This window comes from Pseudomonas sp. HLT2-19-2 (assembly GCF_054898005.1).
This window is the reverse complement of record NZ_CM142712.1, coordinates 3,497,433-3,515,412: the sequence shown is the minus strand read 5'-3', so window position 1 is coordinate 3,515,412 and position 17,980 is coordinate 3,497,433. Positions and strand designations below refer to the sequence as shown.

The 17,980-nt window shown below is 57.9% G+C and carries 14 protein-coding genes and 2 pseudogenes; 4 read left to right on the top strand and 12 right to left on the bottom strand.

The features are described from left to right. Position 1: 1 nt before the first annotated feature. Positions 2-2,233 (top strand): 1,4-alpha-glucan branching protein GlgB, encoded by a 2,232-nt coding sequence (gene glgB / locus ACYZTU_RS16445; RefSeq protein ID WP_461964249.1) that lies wholly within the window; start codon positions 2-4, stop codon positions 2,231-2,233. An 84-nt stretch (positions 2,234-2,317) separates the two neighbouring features. Here the strand turns inward: glgB and ACYZTU_RS16440 are convergent. The 5 genes and pseudogenes from ACYZTU_RS16440 to ACYZTU_RS16420 form a co-directional block, all read right to left on the bottom strand. Beyond that, positions 2,318-2,470 (bottom strand): annotated as a pseudogene (locus ACYZTU_RS16440) (NAD(P)-dependent oxidoreductase); the annotation flags it as partial. Positions 2,471-2,527: 57 nt separating this feature from the next. Then, positions 2,528-3,556, bottom strand: coding sequence for an alpha/beta fold hydrolase (locus ACYZTU_RS16435; protein WP_461964248.1), 1,029 nt, complete (start codon positions 3,554-3,556; stop codon positions 2,528-2,530). Positions 3,557-3,641: 85 nt separating this feature from the next. Next, positions 3,642-4,076, bottom strand: coding sequence for a YqaA family protein (locus tag ACYZTU_RS16430; protein ID WP_461971063.1), 435 nt, complete (start codon positions 4,074-4,076; stop codon positions 3,642-3,644). Next, positions 4,076-4,522, bottom strand: coding sequence for a DUF411 domain-containing protein (locus tag ACYZTU_RS16425; RefSeq protein ID WP_461964246.1), 447 nt, complete (start codon positions 4,520-4,522; stop codon positions 4,076-4,078). The genes ACYZTU_RS16430 and ACYZTU_RS16425 overlap by 1 nt, the downstream gene beginning before the upstream one ends. Before the next feature lie 204 nt (positions 4,523-4,726). Further along, a complete protein-coding gene (locus ACYZTU_RS16420) occupies positions 4,727-6,718 on the bottom strand; it encodes a methyl-accepting chemotaxis protein (RefSeq protein ID WP_461964244.1) in 1,992 nt (663 codons plus the stop codon). A gap of 231 nt (positions 6,719-6,949) precedes the next feature. Between ACYZTU_RS16420 and ACYZTU_RS16415 the strand changes: the two genes are divergently transcribed. Beyond that, on the top strand, positions 6,950-7,126 hold the full coding sequence (locus ACYZTU_RS16415; protein WP_461971207.1) for a hypothetical protein: 177 nt from the start codon (positions 6,950-6,952) through the stop codon (positions 7,124-7,126). Here the strand turns inward: ACYZTU_RS16415 and ACYZTU_RS16410 are convergent. From ACYZTU_RS16410 to ACYZTU_RS16385, 6 genes and pseudogenes are all read right to left on the bottom strand, one after another. Beyond that, on the bottom strand, positions 7,115-8,068 hold the full coding sequence (locus ACYZTU_RS16410; protein ID WP_461964243.1) for a GNAT family N-acetyltransferase: 954 nt from the start codon (positions 8,066-8,068) through the stop codon (positions 7,115-7,117). The genes ACYZTU_RS16415 and ACYZTU_RS16410 overlap by 12 nt on opposite strands. Next, a pseudogene (locus tag ACYZTU_RS16405) lies at positions 8,068-9,356 on the bottom strand (phenylacetate--CoA ligase family protein). The gene ACYZTU_RS16410 and the pseudogene ACYZTU_RS16405 overlap by 1 nt, the downstream one beginning before the upstream one ends. A gap of 64 nt (positions 9,357-9,420) precedes the next feature. Next, positions 9,421-11,823 (bottom strand): acyl-CoA reductase, encoded by a 2,403-nt coding sequence (locus tag ACYZTU_RS16400; protein ID WP_461964242.1) that lies wholly within the window; start codon positions 11,821-11,823, stop codon positions 9,421-9,423. Position 11,824: 1 nt separating this feature from the next. Then, entirely contained in the window at positions 11,825-12,955 is a 1,131-nt protein-coding gene (locus ACYZTU_RS16395) for a LuxE/PaaK family acyltransferase (RefSeq protein ID WP_461964241.1), read from the bottom strand. A 21-nt stretch (positions 12,956-12,976) separates the two neighbouring features. Beyond that, the gene (locus tag ACYZTU_RS16390; RefSeq protein WP_461964240.1) at positions 12,977-14,218 is read right to left on the bottom strand and encodes an MFS transporter; all 1,242 of its coding nucleotides are present in this window, start codon (positions 14,216-14,218) and stop codon (positions 12,977-12,979) included. 251 nt (positions 14,219-14,469) lie between these two features. Then, the gene (locus ACYZTU_RS16385) at positions 14,470-14,607 is read right to left on the bottom strand and encodes a hypothetical protein (RefSeq protein WP_461964239.1); all 138 of its coding nucleotides are present in this window, start codon (positions 14,605-14,607) and stop codon (positions 14,470-14,472) included. Between the two features lie 149 nt (positions 14,608-14,756). Between ACYZTU_RS16385 and ACYZTU_RS16380 the strand changes: the two genes are divergently transcribed. Beyond that, positions 14,757-14,945, top strand: coding sequence for a hypothetical protein (locus ACYZTU_RS16380; RefSeq protein ID WP_461960119.1), 189 nt, complete (start codon positions 14,757-14,759; stop codon positions 14,943-14,945). Between the two features lie 19 nt (positions 14,946-14,964). Here ACYZTU_RS16380 and ACYZTU_RS16375 read toward each other — a convergent pair whose 3' ends face one another. Continuing rightward, positions 14,965-15,336 carry a fe2+ zn2+ uptake regulation protein gene (locus tag ACYZTU_RS16375; RefSeq protein ID WP_461964238.1) on the bottom strand — a complete coding sequence of 124 codons (372 nt, stop codon included), beginning with the start codon at positions 15,334-15,336 and terminating at the stop codon, positions 14,965-14,967. Positions 15,337-15,580: 244 nt separating this feature from the next. Between ACYZTU_RS16375 and pvdQ the strand changes: the two genes are divergently transcribed. After that, positions 15,581-17,926, top strand: a complete 2,346-nt coding sequence (gene pvdQ, locus ACYZTU_RS16370) for a bifunctional acylase PvdQ (RefSeq protein WP_461964237.1) — start codon at positions 15,581-15,583, stop codon at positions 17,924-17,926. Positions 17,927-17,980: the final 54 nt, after the last annotated feature.

The window sequence follows — 17,980 nt, the reverse complement described above, 5'->3', positions numbered from 1 at the left end:
CATGAGTTTCTCGAACAAGGAACAGGGTCACGCTAAAGAAGCGTTGCTGCCCAGATCGCGGGACATCGACGCATTGGTACGCGCCGAACATCAGGACCCCTTTGCAATTCTCGGCCCCCACGGCGATGGTGCCGGTGGGCAATTCATCCGGGCCTATTTACCGGACGCCTTGAGCGTGCAGGTACTGGCCAAGGACTCCGGGGAAGAACTCGGCAACCTTGAGGCGACCCAGACGCCGGGCTTGTTCGTCGGGCATTTCGATCGGGAGCAGCCCTATCTGCTGCGAACCCGCTGGGCCGGCGGCGAACAAGTTGCCGAGGATCCTTACAGCTTCGGCCCGTTACTCGGCGAGATGGACTTGTACCTGTTCGCAGAAGGCAATCACCGCGATCTCAGCGCTTGCCTCGGTGCGCAGCTGAAGACGGTCGATGGTGTCGATGGCGTGCGGTTTGCCGTATGGGCACCGAATGCCAAAAGGGTCTCGGTGGTGGGTGACTTCAACAACTGGGACGGTCGTCGGCACCCGATGCGCCTGCGCCATCCCACCGGGGTCTGGGAGGTGTTTATCCCGCGCCTGCAGGCGGGGGAAACGTACAAATACGAAATCCTGGGTGCCCAAGGCATTTTGCCGCTCAAGGCTGACCCGATGGCGCTGGCCACCTCGCTGCCGCCCGACACTGCCTCGAAAGTCGCTTCCCCCCTGAATATTGACTGGCAGGATCAGGCGTGGATGGCGTCGCGTACCGAGCGTCATTTACCGAAGGCGCCGCTGTCGATCTACGAATTGCATGCGGGTTCGTGGCAGTGTGAGCTGGATGATCTGGGCGAGGTCGCCCGCCAGTACACCTGGCACGAGTTGGCCGAGCGGTTGATCCCTTACGTGAAGGACCTGGGTTTTACCCACATCGAACTGATGCCCATCATGGAACACCCGTTCGGTGGTTCATGGGGTTATCAGTTGCTGTCGCAGTTCGCCCCGAGCGCCCGCTACGGTTCGCCGCAAGACTTCGCCGCGTTCGTCAATGCCTGCCACCAAGCTGAGATTGGCGTGATCCTCGATTGGGTGCCGGCGCATTTTCCTACCGATACGCACGGCTTGGCGCAATTCGACGGCACTGCGCTGTACGAATACGGCAATCCGCAGGAAGGTTTCCATCAAGACTGGGACACGCTGATCTACAACCTGGGTCGCACCGAAGTGCACGGCTATATGCTGGCCTCGGCGCTGCACTGGCTCAAACATTTCCACGTCGACGGCCTGCGGGTCGATGCCGTGGCATCGATGCTGTATCGCGATTACTCGCGTAAGGCAGGCGAATGGGTGCCGAACCGTCACGGCGGCCGGGAAAACCTCGAAGCCATCGACTTCCTGCGCCATCTCAATGACGTGGTCGACCTCGAAGCCCCCGGCGCGCTGGTGATTGCCGAAGAATCCACCGCGTGGCCGGGTGTCAGCCAGGGCACGCAACAGGGCGGACTGGGTTTCGACTACAAGTGGAACATGGGCTGGATGCACGATTCACTGCACTACATCCAGCAGGACCCGGTGTACCGCGCCCATCACCACAACGAACTGAGCTTCGGCCTGGTGTATGCCTGGTCCGAGCGCTTTATCCTGCCGATTTCTCACGACGAAGTGGTACACGGCAAGCACTCGCTGATCGATAAGATGCCGGGCGATCGCTGGCAGAAATTCGCCAACCTGCGCGCCTACCTGAGTTTCATGTGGGCGCATCCGGGCAAGAAGCTGCTGTTCATGGGCTGCGAGTTTGGTCAGTGGCGTGAGTGGAACCACGATCAGCAACTGGACTGGTACTTGCTCCAGTACTCGGAACACAAAGGGGTGCAGAAACTCGTCGGCGATCTCAATCGGCTGTATCGCGAAGAACCGGCGCTGCATGATCAGGACGACGCGCCGCAAGGCTTCCAGTGGTTGATTGGTGATGATGCGATCAACAGCGTTTACGCCTTTATGCGCTGGAGCAAAGAGGGCCGACCGGTGCTGGTGGTGGCCAACTTCACCCCGGTGCCGCGTAAGGCCTATCGCATCGGCGTGCCGTTTGCCGGGCGTTGGACCGAGCTGATCAATAGCGATGCCGACACCTATGCCGGTTCGAATTACGGCAACAGCGGCGGGGCGTTTACCGAGGAAGAGCCGAGCCATGGGCAGGAATTGTCGTTGGTGTTGAACTTGCCGCCTCTGGCGGTATTGATGCTGCGTCCGGAGGGTTGATCTAAAACCGCGTCGCCGCCATCACGCGATCAGTCTCTTGCTCGCGATGTGCAATGACGCGGAGTCAGCTTAACAGGCGAATCGGACCCGCATACCGAACACCTGACCAAACTGGGCAACGCGAGAGCCAATGCTGCCCAAACCCAGAATCGCCAGAGTCTTGCCCTGCAGGTCGCCGCCCAGCCCTTGCTGCCATTTGCCTGCGCGCAGGGCATTGGCTTTGGCCACCACACCACGGGCCACATCCTGCCAGTCATCAATCACCGCAATCTGCACAGCCATCAGAGCCTTACCTCATCGATCAACGGGATTTGTTTTGTTCAGCCAGGCGAGCAGGGACTGGTGGAATTGCGCCGGTTCTTCCATTTGCGGCGCATGGCCCATGCCGGGGAATTCAACCAACGTCGACTGGGGAATCAGTTTTGCCACGTTTTTGCCAAGGACGTCGTAATGACCGATTTTCGCCTTGACCTCGGGCGGTGCGATGTCCTTGTTGATGGCCGTGGTGTCAGAGGTGCCGATCAGCAGCAGCGTCGGCACTTTCAGGTCTTTGAATTCGTAGTACACCGGTTGGGTGAAGATCATGTCGTAGATCAGCGCCGAGTTCCACGCCACTTGGGTTTTGCCCGGGCCTTTGGCCATTCCCGCGTACATGTCCACCCAGCGGTCAAACTCGGGTTTCCAGCGACCGTCGTAATAAGTGCTGCGCTGGTAGTCGTGGATGCGTTGCGCGGTCACCTTCAGCTCGCGTTCATACCATTGATCCACCGTGAGATACGGCACGCCGAGGGCTTTCCAGTCCTCAAGGCCGATAGGGTTGACCAGGGCCAGTTGTTCGACCTGCTCGGGATATTGCAACGCATAGCGGGTGGCGAGCATGCCGCCAGTGGAATGCCCAAGCAGGCTGGCCTTCTGGATGCCGAGGGCTTTGAGCAGTTGTTGAGTGTTGGCGGCCAGTTGCTGGAAGCTGTACTGATAGTTGTCCGGTTTGCTGGAGGTGCAGAAACCGATCTGGTCCGGGGCGATGACCCGGTAACCGGCTTCGCTCAGGGCCTTGATCGAGGTTTCCCAGGTTGCACCGCAGAAGTTCTTGCCGTGCATCAGTACGATACTGCGCCCGTTGGCCTTGCCAGACGCGGCAACGTCCATGTAACCCATTTGCAATGATTTGCCCTGGGACTCAAAGGCGAAATGCTTGACCGTGTAGGGATACTCGAAACCCTGCAGTTCCTGACCATATTCCGGGCCTTCGGCGTGAGCAATGACGGGCAGTGCAGCGGTCAGTAGCAGGCCGGGCAGCCATCGGGAGAGGGCGAGGGACATGGGTGAACTCCGTTGGAAATCGGCCGATGCTGGATCGGCACGATTAGGGCGACATTAAACACAGGCAATCACGGTGCATGATCGTTCAACCCATCCAGCCCACTGTGGCCAAAGCCAGCACGCCATAACGGGCGGCCTTGGCGAGGGTCACGATGAATAAAAAACGCCCCAGCGGCTCACGCATCACGCCTGCCACCAAGGTCAGTGGATCACCGATCACGGGCACCCAACTCAGCAGCAACGACCAATGACCATAGCGCTGATAATGGACTCGGGCTTTTTCCAGATGACGCGGGCTGACCGGAAACCAGCGCCGCTCGCGAAACCGCTCGATACTGCGGCCCAGCCACCAGTTCACCAGCGCCCCCAGAACATTGCCCAGCGTCGCCACGGCGAGCAGCGACCAGAGCCAATACTTGCCGCTGAGCAACAGGCCCACCAACACCGCTTCGGACTGCAAGGGCAGCAGGGTTGCCGCACCGAATGCCGCGAAAAACAGCCCGAAATACGCACCGAAGATCAATGGGCGGGGTAGTCCGCCACCACCACATCCGTACCGTCCTTTTTCAGGCCGATCACCTGGTATGCGTCGCTCATGCCGTCCATTTCCATGCCGGGTGAACCCATGGGCATGCCGGGGGCGGCAACGCCCAATAGATCGTCGCGCTTGCTCAAGGCCAACACCTGATCGGCCGGAACATGGCCTTCAACGAATTTGCCGTTGATCAAGCCGGTATGGCACGACGCCAGACGCGGAGGCACGCCGTGCTGTTGCTTGAATTCGATCATGTTGGTTTCGACGTGATCAGCGACTTTGAAGCCGTTGGCCTCCAGATGGCTGATCCATTTTTTGCAGCAACCGCAATTGGCATCACGGTGAACCTCGATCGGGATCAGGTCAGTGGCCTGGGCCAGGGAGGAAATCAACAGGGCGCTCAGGGCGATCAGACGCAGGTGGGTTCGCATGGGGAATCTCGTCTCGAATTGCGGCCAAAAAAATGCATTCTGACCATTTTTTTTGGCCAGGCATTCAAGGAGTGTTTCGAAGTAATACAAAACTGGGCAGCTTTGATCATCGTAGATCAAAGCTGTCAGTCAGATGAGGCGCAGATTACAAGATTGTCAGGTTGGCCGCTGAGTGCCGGGGACGGCACTCAGGGAAGAGCAGAATTAACGAACCTTGAACCGCCCCATGATCGCGCTCACGCGACTGTTGGCTTCCAGCAGTTGTTGGGTATTGAGCTCGCTGGCCTGGCCGCTTTTCACCAGTTCATCGACCATGTGGCGGATCTGCACCATGCTGCGGTTGATCTCTTCGGTCACTGCACTTTGCTGCTCGGCGGCGGTGGCGATCTGGGTGCTGAGGCTGTTGATATGGCTAACGGAACCGGCCATTTCATCCAGACCGGTGTTGACCCGTGCCGTGGCATCGGCGGCCGATTGGCAACTGGCCTGGGTGTTTTCCATGGCGCTTACCGACGAACTCACGCCCTGAGTCAGGCGGGTCAGCATTTCGTTGATTTCCGAGGTGCTGGCCTGAGTGCGGGCGGCAAGGGCACGCACTTCATCCGCCACCACCGCAAAACCGCGGCCTTGTTCGCCGGCACGGGCTGCTTCGATGGCAGCGTTGAGTGCCAACAAGTTGGTTTGCCCGGCAATGGCGCCGATCACTCCGAGAATCTCAGTGATGCGTTGCGCGTCCTGCTGCATGCTTTCGACCTTATGAGTGGCGCTGGCCACTTCGTCGATCAGCGCAATCACGCTGCTGGACGCTTCGCCCACCACGACCCGCGAACGGTCGGCGTTTTCGTTGGCGCGCTGGGTGAACGCAGCGGTTTCGGCGGCGTTCTGCGCGACGCTCTCGGCGGTGGAACTCATCTCGGTGATGGCGGTGACGGTCTGATCGGTTTCCGAAGCGTGACGCACCAGAATCTGGCTGGTGTGGGCGGACGTGCGTTGCAGGTTATCCAGGCTGGATGCCATGGCGCCAGTGGCCTGGGTGACTTCGCCGATCATGTTCTGCAAGTAGGCGATGAAGGCGTTGACCGAGTGGCCGATGGCGCCCAGTTCGTCTTCGGCGCGAATGGTGATGCGTTTGGTCAGGTCGGCGCCACCGGCAGACAGTGCGTCGATGTTGGCCTTTAGGGCTTTCATCCGCTGGATCAGTTGGCGAATCGCGTAGATCTGCAACAACACCAGCAGGATCACCATCGGGATTTGCAGCAGGCTCAGCGTGCTGAGCACGTCGTCGCGCTGGGCGGTGATCAGCTTGGTCGGCAAAGCCGTGGCAAGGAACCAGGGTGTGCCTTCAATCGGACGCATGAAGAAAGTATTGGGTTCGCCGTTGTCGTCGAATTCGACACGCTGCGACTGGTCACGGTTTTGCAGGCCGGCCTTCACCTGAGTGGCGAACGGCGAGTTGCCGGCCAGTTCACTGATGTTCTTCAGTACAATCGGCCCGCTGATGCGCGAGCTGTTGCTGATGATCTTGCCGTCGGCCTCGACGATCAGCATTTCGGCGCCGAGGTCTTTTTCCTTGCGCGCGATCAGGTCATTGAAGAAGCCCAGGGTCACATCGATGGTCGAGACACCGTAGGCCGCGCCATTCTTCTGGATTGCCATGGCGCAGTTGGTGCGCGGCTCGGCGCTGGCGTCATCTTTATAAGCAGCTGCCCAGGCGCATTGGCCGCGAGGGGTCTGCATGCCACCCTTGTACCAGGTCTGGTCGTAATAGTTGGGCGCGGCGTCGCTGTTCCAGAACGTGTTAACGGCCAATTTCCCCGAGGCATCGCGGTGCCAGAAGGTGCTGAACTTGTTGCGTCCGGCTTCACGCTGACCGGGCAGTGGCCAGATGCCGCCGCCGAAGACTTTCAATTCACCGTATTGGTCCACTAACCCCGGCAGAACGCTGTCGATGGCCGCACTGTCGAGCAGGGGAATGGTCTGGGTGATGCTGCGCTGTTGCGCCTGAACCTTGTTTAATTCGCCCTGGATTTGCTCGGCGACTTCGGCGATGCGGTTGAGGGCCACTAGTTCTTCGGTGTGGCGCAGCTTGGGTGCGACCAACTGGCTGATGCCGACCACTGTCAGCACGGACAACAGCAGAATGAACAGGACCAGAAATAGCGTGTAACGAGCCTGGATGGTACGGAATGCGGGCATGGGACCGGTCCTTGTGCAGCGTTCTTGTTGTGATTATTGGTATGGAAATTAGGCGCTTTCAAGGGCTATCGGCTGGGGAAAGCCGAGCATTAGGTACGATAGTGCAAGAAAGGCGTGAGGTGACGGGTGGCGCGCGTGAAAGGTGTCGTAGTGGATACTAACTAACGCAGCCAGCGTGTACTTAGTACTTGTTCAGTTACCTATGCCCATTTCTAATTAATGTCTAGACCAATGAAACAGGGCACTTTCCAGATGTTGGCATTGGTGGGAAGCAATCCCACCGTGCTGAACACGAAGATAATGGATGAGCAGAAACTGCACAGGAACATCAAAGGCTTCGATCCGGAAAATGTCACCCCCAAGCAAGAACCGGGTAATGACTTTCTTCGAAAAAACTCAAGCGGCTGAGCAAGCGCTGTCCTTTGCAGCCTTGCTGCTGAGGGTGTTGCCGTTTTGCTGTAAGTCGTCATGCAACCGTTGCATGTGCGGGCAATGCAGTTCGAGTTGCCGAGGCTCGGCCCCTCGATGAAACAGCGCGAACCACCCTTGACTGTATAGCGTGGGCATCAGCCCGGTGAAGGTGAAACCGAGGGCCGACAAACTGCTTAAATCCTCGGCAAAGTGCCAGGACAGTTCGAGTTTGGCCGAGATCAGCCAGTGCCTGGGCAGGTGCCGGATTTGATCCAGAAGATGTTTGTTCAAGCGCTGAATGAGCATTTCGAACCGTTCATGGTGTTGTTCGATTTGCACGGGCAGAGGGAGGCAAGGCGCCATGCCCTGGTAAGTACCAAACACTGAACAAAGATGCTGCATGAACGCTCGGCAACTCTCGGGCCATGGGATATCGGGAAGTGGGCGTGAGTGTCCTTCATTGATGTGACAACCCAGCACCATGGTTTCCCGCAACGGTTCAGTGAGTGGCGACGCGATGTAGTCGGGAAGCAAACCAGTGCTATGAAAGCCGATTTTTTCTGCGATGCGTTGCGTGTACGGATGGTGAGTCACTTGCTTGGTCGAGAGGCTTTTAAGTTTCAAGGATTCTGAAAGCTCGATGAGTTGCGAGCCAAGAAGCGTCGCGACGTTTTGCCCCTGAGCGGCGGGATGCACCGCCATGAGCGCCAGTTCAGCGGTTAATGAAAGCGCATCGAGGCACAACGCGGCGTGTCCCAGGACGTACTTGTCGTCCACCGCAACGACGGATTGCCAGCGGCCCTCGGCATTGTGCTGACTGATCAGGGCTGGCAAGTAAATATCTGGCTTGGCGTAATGATCGCCGTAGATCTCGCGAAATAACTGGCTCACGGCCTGTGCGTCGGATGGCTGGTAGCGTCGAAAAATCAGCTGGCTCATTAATCGGGCTCCGGCGAGGGGGCGTCATACACGCGTAAGTCCAGGATCCGCGGTTGTTTGCCGGAGCGGGGATGCAGGCTCAGGTCTGTGACTGCGCAGGGCAGGACTCGCAACTCGAGCAGCCCATCGCGACTCAGGTCGTCGATGTCGGGGTATTGGGTGACCAGCGCTTCCTGTAATGCCCGCAGCGTTGGCTCGACACTCTGTTGCTGGGGCCCGGGTACCCATTTCAAACTCAGAATGTCCTTGTAACCGGTATTTTCGATGAGCAACTGCCATTGGTTACTGTTGGCAATCCGCTCGACGATCTCGCTTATTTCGGCGGGAAACAGCGACATCACTCCGACTCGTATCCGCTGGCTGTACGCACTTCCCCCTTTAGCGCAAATTTACGCCTCGAGGTCGCGCCGGGTTCACGCCAGCAGGCAAGGTCACCCACCGGGTAACGCAGCAAGGGCATGAGCCGACGAGCCAGATTGGTCACAACTAACAGCCCGGTGCGATCGCATTCTTCGATGACCTCACCGGTGAGTTCATCGACGATTTCCAATAGGGTATGGCGTTCGAACACCCGATGTTCGCCCAATGCACAGTCGCGGTCGGAAGCCCCGATGAGACCGGCGTCCACGCTGGCATAGCCAATCGAAGCGATGCGGGCGTTGGGGAACACTTCGGCGAAGATTGCCAGTTGCGCAGCAAACAGGCTTTCTCCTGCATAAAGCAGCGTTTCGACCTCGCACAGCACTTGTCGATGCTGTGCAAGGTACGCAGCGAATCGCAGTAACTGTGCCGGGATCCCGGCCAGAACATTAATTCGATGTCGGGCAATGGCCTCAGCCAATCCATCCAATTCGACTTGGCCGGTGAACGGAAATTCACAGATGGATTTCCCGACATGCGCCAATGAGTGATGCGTGAACAGAAAACTGGCGTAAAGGTCTCCGGAAAAAAACAGATTCGCCACCCGGTCGCCGTGGTTCAGTTGAGTCGCGAGGCTTTGTCCAAACGTACTGACCATGGCGTGCCATTCGTCTCGGGAGTAAACCGAGAGTTTGCCCTGGCCGGTCGAGCCTCCAGTTTTAAACACCAGAGCATCATCAACAGTGCCGGTCAGGACCGGCCAGTGATGCAGGTCATTGCTGTCGGCCCAATAGTCGGTCAAGTCGATCAGTGGCAAATCTTTTAAATCAATACTGTTCAGCGGTAAGTGTTTCAGATGTGTGCGATAGAAGTTGGAGTGTTGCCGTACATAAGGCACAAGTTGCTCAAGCGAGTAGGGTGATTTCACTGGGTTCTCGTTTGCTATCAGGCGTCTGGTTAAACAACAAGGTCACGTAATAAACAGTCTTTTTTTATTTTCTTTGATCGATGACCAGGGGTGTCTTGCCACTGTGTTTGTTTCGGCTGAACTCATGTTCGGCACACACTTCAATGTCCACTATTAACAACGCGGCGCTCACGGCGTTCGCCACGGCTGTGTGTGTCATTAGTTGGTCGTGAACTCGGTCGGCATCAGCATCCACTCGGATCCGCATGCGTTCGACGCCGCTGGCGGTGTGGTCCAGAAAAACTTGAATGGGTAAACCCACAGTTTGTTGCAGAGCGGAAGGCGAAATGAATTCCGTGCCAATTCGCACCAGCTTGCCGTGCCGCTGCAGCAGCTCGAACCGTGGTGAGTCCAGTCCACAGGGGCAAGCGCCGGGTACCCAGCGACCGGTATCTCCTACCTCATATCGACGTACGGTTTGATCTTGCCGGGCGAGGGAGGTAAAGAGCAGACGACCCCTCTCGTTGCTCTGAACCGGTACGTCCTGTTCGAGCTGCACGATTTCCAAGTGCTGGATGTCGCTCATCAAGTGAAACACGCCATCCGCTGTTGCCGCGCAGGCATGCCCCAGGGGACCTGCGTCAACGGAGCCATAGAGTGCAGAGCGAATTGTCGAGACTCCACAGCTTTCCATCAGCCGCCGGCTGGCCTCTCCCGGATGCTCTCCGCCGAGGAACACTTTGCCAATGCCAGCGTACGCGCGAAGTCGAGCCTGCTCGGTGAAAAACAGACGGTGCAAGGTACTCGGCATGCCGATCAGCACGGTGATGCCCCGGTCTACGATCAATTGGGCGATTTCGCTGAAGTCATCCTCCTGGGGCGCTCCCATGGGGAAATGCGTAACGCTCATCTGTTCAAGGATTGTGGAACAACTGAAGAACCCGCCATACAGGTTGCCGCCGTAGAACAGGTTCATGACCCGGTCTTTTGACGGATCTAGCCCCGCAGCGAACATGCCATCAGCCGCGGCGCGCATCTCTCGTTGATAAACGCGATAGCTTAAACCGGCCAGGGCCGGGATCCCGCTGCTGCCTCCGGAGCGGAAATACAACTGTGCCCCGCAGCCAATCGGCTGGGCCGTGAAAGTGTCTTTGTCCATGATCGGATCATTGGCGGTGTCGGGGGCGGGTGGAACCGGGTCGAGCGTTGCTCGGCCCGTCGAGACTTCAGGGGAAAGGCTTACCGAGAGACGGCGACTCAGGCGCGACAGTGCATAGACACCATCGTGGGGCTCACCGGCGTAGCCGTCATGAATCGACGCGCAAGGCGCAATGCGGGTGACGCCGGCGTTGACCAGTGTTCGAACGACCTCGGGTGTTTCTACCGGGGTGCACATCAGCGCGCAGCTTTGCAACACCGTGCGCCAGGGCAACAGCGTCTCGGCGATCAGGTGCCGGGGTACTGGCTGCAGCACAATCGTACGAAACAGTGGCGACGGTGCGAGCGTTTGATGGTGCTCCCAGATCACACGCCAACCGAGGCCGTTCCAGACATGGCCGGTCTGGTTCGTAAAGCAGTGTTCCAGCCGCGCCATGGTCGTGCGGGTTGTGATCTCGCAAGCCTCCGGGTCTGTGGGCACCAGCGCTGGCCAATGGGCAGCGCGACGTTTGAAGGCTTCGGCCAGACGCTCCCCCAGATCCTTCAGAACTGCCGGGTCGTTGCTGTCCACCAACACCCATTGCGGGCTGGAACACGCCTGCTGATCGAAACGACAGACTTCATCCACCAACGCATCCATCGTCGAAAGACTCGCCGCGTCTGGCGATAGATAGGCAAAGCTGATCCTGTGCCCCCAGTCGATCCAGCGGCATCCGGCCGGGATTTGCTGTCGAATCGATTTGAGCGCCTTTTCCCCACCCCAGGCTGACACGCCATCCGCCTGAGCGCAGAGTTGGGGTATTTGAGAGGTGCTCACCGGTAAGACCGCGACGAATTCGGCAAGCCTGCCGCTGATGTCGCAGCGCACAAGGGCGGCTAGCAACTTAGCGGTGAAACCCTCATCACTTGAGCTAGGGCGTAGCCAATTGATGTTACCGGCCAGCAGGCCTTCGATGACTGCGCAGAATGCCAGCATTGGCGCATTGCCCGGTGTGACATGCACCACAAGCCCCAAAGGGTGCCAACTTTCGAAGCGCGGCTGTTGGTAGTCGATTCGCCTTAGCGAACGAGGGTGCACGCCCAGTTCCCGCTCCAGCTTTGTGCTCAGATTGCCGGGCTGGCAGATATCGATAAGTCCCTGACGTTGATCGTCTTCGAGGCACAGATCCAGACTGCGAGTCTGTAATTGCGTGGCGAAACGAGCCGCCGAGTTGATCACGGTATCGCTGTCGATCGGCGCAGAAAGCAACTGAGGCAATTGTTTCTGAAGGAGGTCGAGGGCGCTTTCCAGGGTAATGTCGTCACGCAATTGGCCATTGATCAAGTACATATCAAACTCCTTCGAGCAGTTCTGAGGCAGCCATTGCACAGCTGCGACTGGCGGTGGTGCCGGCACGTCCATGCAGCTCGAACCAATCGGTCGCCAGGCCGCATCCACAACTTGCTCCGGGGTGCAATGTCGCCAGATCGCCCATCACCACGGCATGCGCCGGGCTTGATGAAATGTACGGGGAGACGAATTCCAGCAAGCCGCGCTGGCCGTATGGCTGGACAGTAAAATCAGATGGGTTGCGCACGAAAACCTTCGAGTAAACCGGTACATGGAAATGATGGTGGGCACACTGGAGGTAAGGCACGGCATGCTCTACTGCGCCGTAGCCGTCCCGGCAGCGGGACAGGTCGACACCCAATTGGCGATTGATTCGGGCATACAACTCAAACAACGGTATTTCCTGCGCTGCCTGGGTTTTCCAGCCGCCGCCCAGAAGCACCAGTGATTGGGCTGGTAACTTGAGATTCGGCGCAGTGGTGTCTTCCATGTGCTGTAGCGCATGCGAAAGGAACGCTGGAAATCCGAGAATTCGAACGGGTAAGCCTTCGTCGGCAAACTCCTGCAAGGCGCGAATAACACCAAACAGGTCGAACTCGTGACCTTTACGGGTCAGGCGCAATCCGTAGACAACCCGGTTGGCGGGCGCATAGCTGCAGAGAAACTGGTCGGTATAAGCGGTGCCCAAGGTATTGGCGGCCTCGGGTTCGTAGCTCAGAAGCAAGTAGTTGCAGGGGCTGTCCGGGGTATCCCAGCCGTAGTGGCGGAAAATGTGGCTCACCATGCCTTGGGCCGCAACCATGCTGCGAAGGTCATAGCGCATGCGACTCTTCTGGCCGCTGGTACCCGATGATGTCAGCTCCAGCGCGCCTTCACCGGTGGGGCTGAACAACAGGTGACGTTTGAAATAGTTGGCGAAGATCGGCGGCAGTCTTGACCAGTCATCCAGTGTTTCAAGGTCCCGGGCATCGAGCCCGTTGGCGTTTAGCCAGCGTTCGTAACCCGGCGTGTGGTGACAATGAAACAGGCTGATTTCCCCCATCGCCTGGTCGAACAGGCCGTCGGGCACGGAATTCAGGCAATAGGGTTGCGTTAACGCGCAGAGCGCATCGATGTGGGGTAAATGGATCATCAAAAGACCTACGTTGTGGTGTCAGACGGCAAGCGCGATGTGGGAACGCCGCAGAAACAGGCGTAGGGGTGCCAGGCACAGAAGCCCCGCAATACCCGCCATCAGGGCAAAGGATTCGTGGCTATTACCGGCCCCGGCCGCAGCGATAATCGAGCCGCCACCGCCCATGACGGCGATCGACATCATGCCGATCATCGCCGAGACCAAGCCTTTGCTGTCGTCGCTTGCAAACAGCGCAAGCCGGTACAGCGCGGCATTGCTCATGCCTAGCCCCACGGCGTAAAGCGCCAGGCAGATGATCAGCACTGCTGTCGAAGCGCCGTAGAAGCTGACGGCGACCAGCGCGATGAGACCGCCGCAAAACGGCCAAAGCGCGTATCGAATCAATTGTGGTAATTCAGTGTGGGCAATCAGGCGGTTGAGAATCAGGTTGCCGAGAATGACCGCCGCAAACACCGGGATTTGCCACAGGCCGTACTGCAAAGGTGAAAGTCCCTGGTTCTGGATCAGCAGGAGCGGCGCCAGCCCGATCCACGCAATCAACGGCAGGCTCATCACGCCTAGCGCGACAGTTGCACTCAGGAATCGCGGGTTATCCAGTAACGCCAGATAACGGCGCACGGTGCTGCGCCATTCAAAGCGCACGGCTTCCAGTCGCTGACCGTCGTGGCGCACGGTGCCCACGGTTTCCGGCATGAACAGGTACAGCCCAAGCCAGACCATCACGCCGCCCAAACCCAGCAGTAAAAACAGCTCCCGCCAGGACAGCCATTCCAGCAGCAGGCTTCCGAGCAACGGCCCCAGAAGCGGGGAGAGCAACGCAACGTTCCCCAGCAACGCCATGATTTTGACCGCGTCGGCTTCGCAGAAAACTTCTTGCAGGGCTGGATAGCTGACCGCAATGACAAACCCCAATCCCATGCCCTGAATCAGTCGCAAGCCGTTGAACGCATAAATGCTTTGCACGTTGAACGCGGCTGCACAGGCCATGGCGAATACCGCACAACCGATAAGCAACATGCGGCGGCGACCGAAATGGTCAGACAACGGACCAATAAGCCATTGCAGAAGAATGCCACCGGCCAGATAAAGATTGAAAGCGTAGGGGACATGGTCGGGGCTGGCATCCAGTTGTCGGGTAACGGTCAACATGGCCGGCATGATCATGTCGCTGGCCATATAGGTCAGAAGTTCGAAAAAAGTGATTGCAAGACAAAAGCCCAATAAATGGTGGGGGCTGATATTGATTAAAGGCTTGTGCATGGCATTCCTGGATTTGCGCGAGATTTAATAAAAGGCTTTATTGCGAGGTGCCGAGATTAATCATTGAATATGAATAGCTCCAATGAACTATTGAGACTCAACGTTTCAATTTTTTTCGCTATGTTTCGATACTCGATAGTTAGGAATAACTGAATGTGCATGTGCGAAAAATGCCCGCAACAGGGAGGGCATTTATTCAGAAGTTATTGGATGGTTAATTAGCTTACGAATTGAAGGTTCAATTATTCACGTTATCGGTGCTGGTAATAACCCGGCCCGCCACGGTCGTAATGATGACCGCCGTGCCAGCCGCCGTGGGGGGAAATGATGCAGCCGCTCAGGGAAAATATGGCAAGCAGCGGAATCAGCAGTGTGATTCGACGGAACATTTCAAAATCCTCATGGGGCAATAAAGCCAAAACGCTTCATCGGCTGTAACATGAGACCCCGTTTGTAGCGTCACATCCCCGGAGAACGGTAGGGGCTTGGCATGCACTTGGATACAAACCGGATACATTTTCAGGTTCAGGAACTCGCAATGACTCAGTCGCAACGTTTGAAATACTCGATTCTGATCTCCCTCGTGGTGTTGGGGATCATGTTCGGCCTTTCGTATCTGCAAAACGCAGGCGTCATCAGCGAGAAGCTGTTTCAGTACATCGCCATCGGTGTGGCGGTGATCGTGGTGGTGATCAATGGCGTGATGCGTCGCAAAGTCAAAGCCTGAGCGACGCACCTTGGGCTGATCACTCGCGTTGGAGCATGGCTGCAGCGTGCGGATGCAGGCTGTAGCTTTTGTCCGGGTTGAGCGTGATCACGCCTTCGCTGCACAAGCGTTTCAACACTTCCCGCACACTGAGAAAGGACAGGGGGATATCCAGGTCCAGCAAGTGACTGTGCACGCCGCGCACGCCAAGGCTACGGTCGCTTTCGGCGGCGGTCAGCAAGGCGTCGATGACTTTGAGGCGGATCAGACTGGTGCGCAGACCAAAGCTTTTGAGCAGCGACCTGATCCGCTCGTTGACATTGCGCTCACCCCGTTGACTGAATACGCCGGAGCTCATGGCAGAGCCCTTTGGCGCATTGCTACCGTCCGTTGGCAGTTGCGAGTTGTACATGCAAAAACTCCTTTTCCGAGCCGGCCAGGAAATGTGATGGGTGCTCTCATTCAATAAGACGGATGAGCAGGACAAATAATGAAGCCGCGAATGTAGAAATTTTGTCACCATCACGTCAGCAGCCTGTGAGATGCCCGTGAAAAGCGCCTTTCAGGGCCTAAATTTTTGTCATTTGTTTCGTTCCTAGGGGAAGGCGCAGTGCGTGTATGACGCAGGGTGTTTGTCTTTTCGATCAGGAGCGAGCGTGATTATTTCCAGGCAGTTAACCAGGTTGAGCCTTGCGGGTATGTTTCTGGGCTTGAGTCTTGCGGCAAACGCACGCAGTCAGTCAGAGCAGGCGACAGCCGACATTCGCCGAACCAGTTTCGGTGTGCCGCATATCCGTGCCGACAACGAGCGCGGGCTCGGTTATGGCATTGGTTACGCCTACGCTCAGGACAACCTGTGCCTGCTGGCCAATGAGATCACCACCGTGAATGGCGAACGTTCACGGTATTTCGGCCCGGACCAGTTCACGGTCGAAGAGCGCGAAAACCTGGTCAGCGATCTGTTCTTCAATTGGCTGAACACCCCACCGGCCGTCTCCGCTTTCTGGCAGGCGCAAACCCCGCCAGTACGCGATCTCATCGAAGGTTATGTGGCGGGCTATAACCGTTCACTGACAGAGCGTCGGGCGCAGGGTTTGCCGCAGCAGTGTCAGGGCGACTGGGTGCGTGAGATTACCACCCAGGACCTGGTCAAGTTGACGCGGCGTCTGCTGGTCGAAGGCGGAGTAGGGCAGTTTGCCGAAGCCTTGGCCGGCGCGACGCCACCCAAGGCCGTTGCTCAGGTGGCAGGTGACCCCGTGGCGTTCCAGGTAGCCGCCTCACGCATGCAGCGTTTTGCCCTGGATCGCGGCAGCAATGCTGTGGCAGTCGGCAGTGAACGTTCTTTCAACGGCCGCGGAATGTTGTTGGCCAATCCGCATTTCCCTTGGGTAGGCGGGATGCGTTTCTATCAAATGCACCTGACCATTCCCGGAAAACTGGACGTCATGGGCGCGGCACTGCCAGGACTGCCGATGATCAATATCGGTTTCAACCAGCACCTTGCATGGACCCACACCGTGGACTCGTCCAAGCATTTCACCTTATATCGCCTGCAACTCGATCCCAAGGATTCGACCCGTTACCTGCTCGACGGCAAGTCATTGCCCATGAAGAAACAGACCCTGACCGTGAACGTGAAACAACCGGATGGCCAGACCCATCCGGTCTCTCATGTGATCTACAGCTCGCAGTTCGGCCCGATCGTGCAGTGGCCCGGAAAACTCGACTGGGACAACCAGTTCGCCTACAGCCTGCGCGACGCCAACCTGGAAAACGACCGGGTCTTGCAGCAGTGGTATGCAATGAACCGTGCGGTGAGTCTCAAGGATTTGCAGGCGTCGGTGCACAAGATTCAGGGGGTCCCGTGGGTCAACACTCTGGCAGCGGATGATCAGGGGCAGGCGCTGTACATGAGCCTCTCGGTCGTGCCGAACGTCAGTGCCGACAAACTGGCCAAGTGCAGTGATCCTCGGGCCGGCTTGCAGATGATCGTCCTCGACGGCTCCAATAGCGCATGTGCCTGGGACATCGATCCGCAGGCTGCGCAAAAAGGAATCTATGCGGCAGACAAGTTGCCGCAGTTGTTGCGCAAGGATTTTGTCCAGCACTCCAACGATTCGGCCTGGATGGCTAACCCGGCGCAACCGCTCAGCGGTTTTTCGCCACTGATCAGTCAGGACGGTCAGCCGTTGGGTCTGCGCTCACGCTTTGCACTGGATCGCCTGAATACGTTGAACAAGGTCGGCCCAATAGCAGCGGTGGATTTGCAACGCATGGTGATGGACGACCAGGTGTATCAGGCGGCCCAAGTGCTGCCCGACCTGCTGCAGTTCTGTGCTGCGGCCTTGGGTTCTGATGCGCCAGCGCTCGCGCCGCTGTGTGCCAGTCTCAAGGCCTGGGACCGCAGTGCGAATCTGGACAGTGGTCTGGGTTTTGTGCATTTCCAGAATGTCATGAAGTCGCTAGAGGAAACGCCTGATCTCTGGCGTGTGGCGTTCGATCCGAAAGACCCGCAACACACCCCGCGTGGCCTGGCGGTCGATCACCCGGAAGTCGCCAAGGCGGTTCGCGACGCGATGCTGGCGTCGGTAGCGCAGATCTATAAGAGGGGGCTCAAGGCTGATAGCCGCTGGGGTGATATACAGGTGGTCAGCAGTGGTGGCCAGCAGACGCCGATTCACGGTGGACCTGGCACTCTGGGGGTTTATAACGCCATTCAGAGCGTGCCGAGAACCGACGGTAAACTCGAAGTTGTCAGCGGTACCAGCTATTTGCAGGTGGTGACCTTTGATGACGAGGGACCGCAGGCCCAGGGGCTGCTGGCTTTCTCGCTATCCAGTGACCCGTCCTCGAAGTACTCCAGAGACCAGACCCTGGCATTTTCCAGGAAGCAGTTGAGTGTGTTCCCGTTCACCGAGCAGCAGATCACGTCCGATCCGCAGTACCAGGTCCAGACAATCCGCGAGCAGGATGAAAAAGCCGGGAAGGTGGCTGTACAGTAACGCTGATGGCGCTTGAACCAGGAATGAAGGCCGTACCCCACAAGGGTCGCGGCC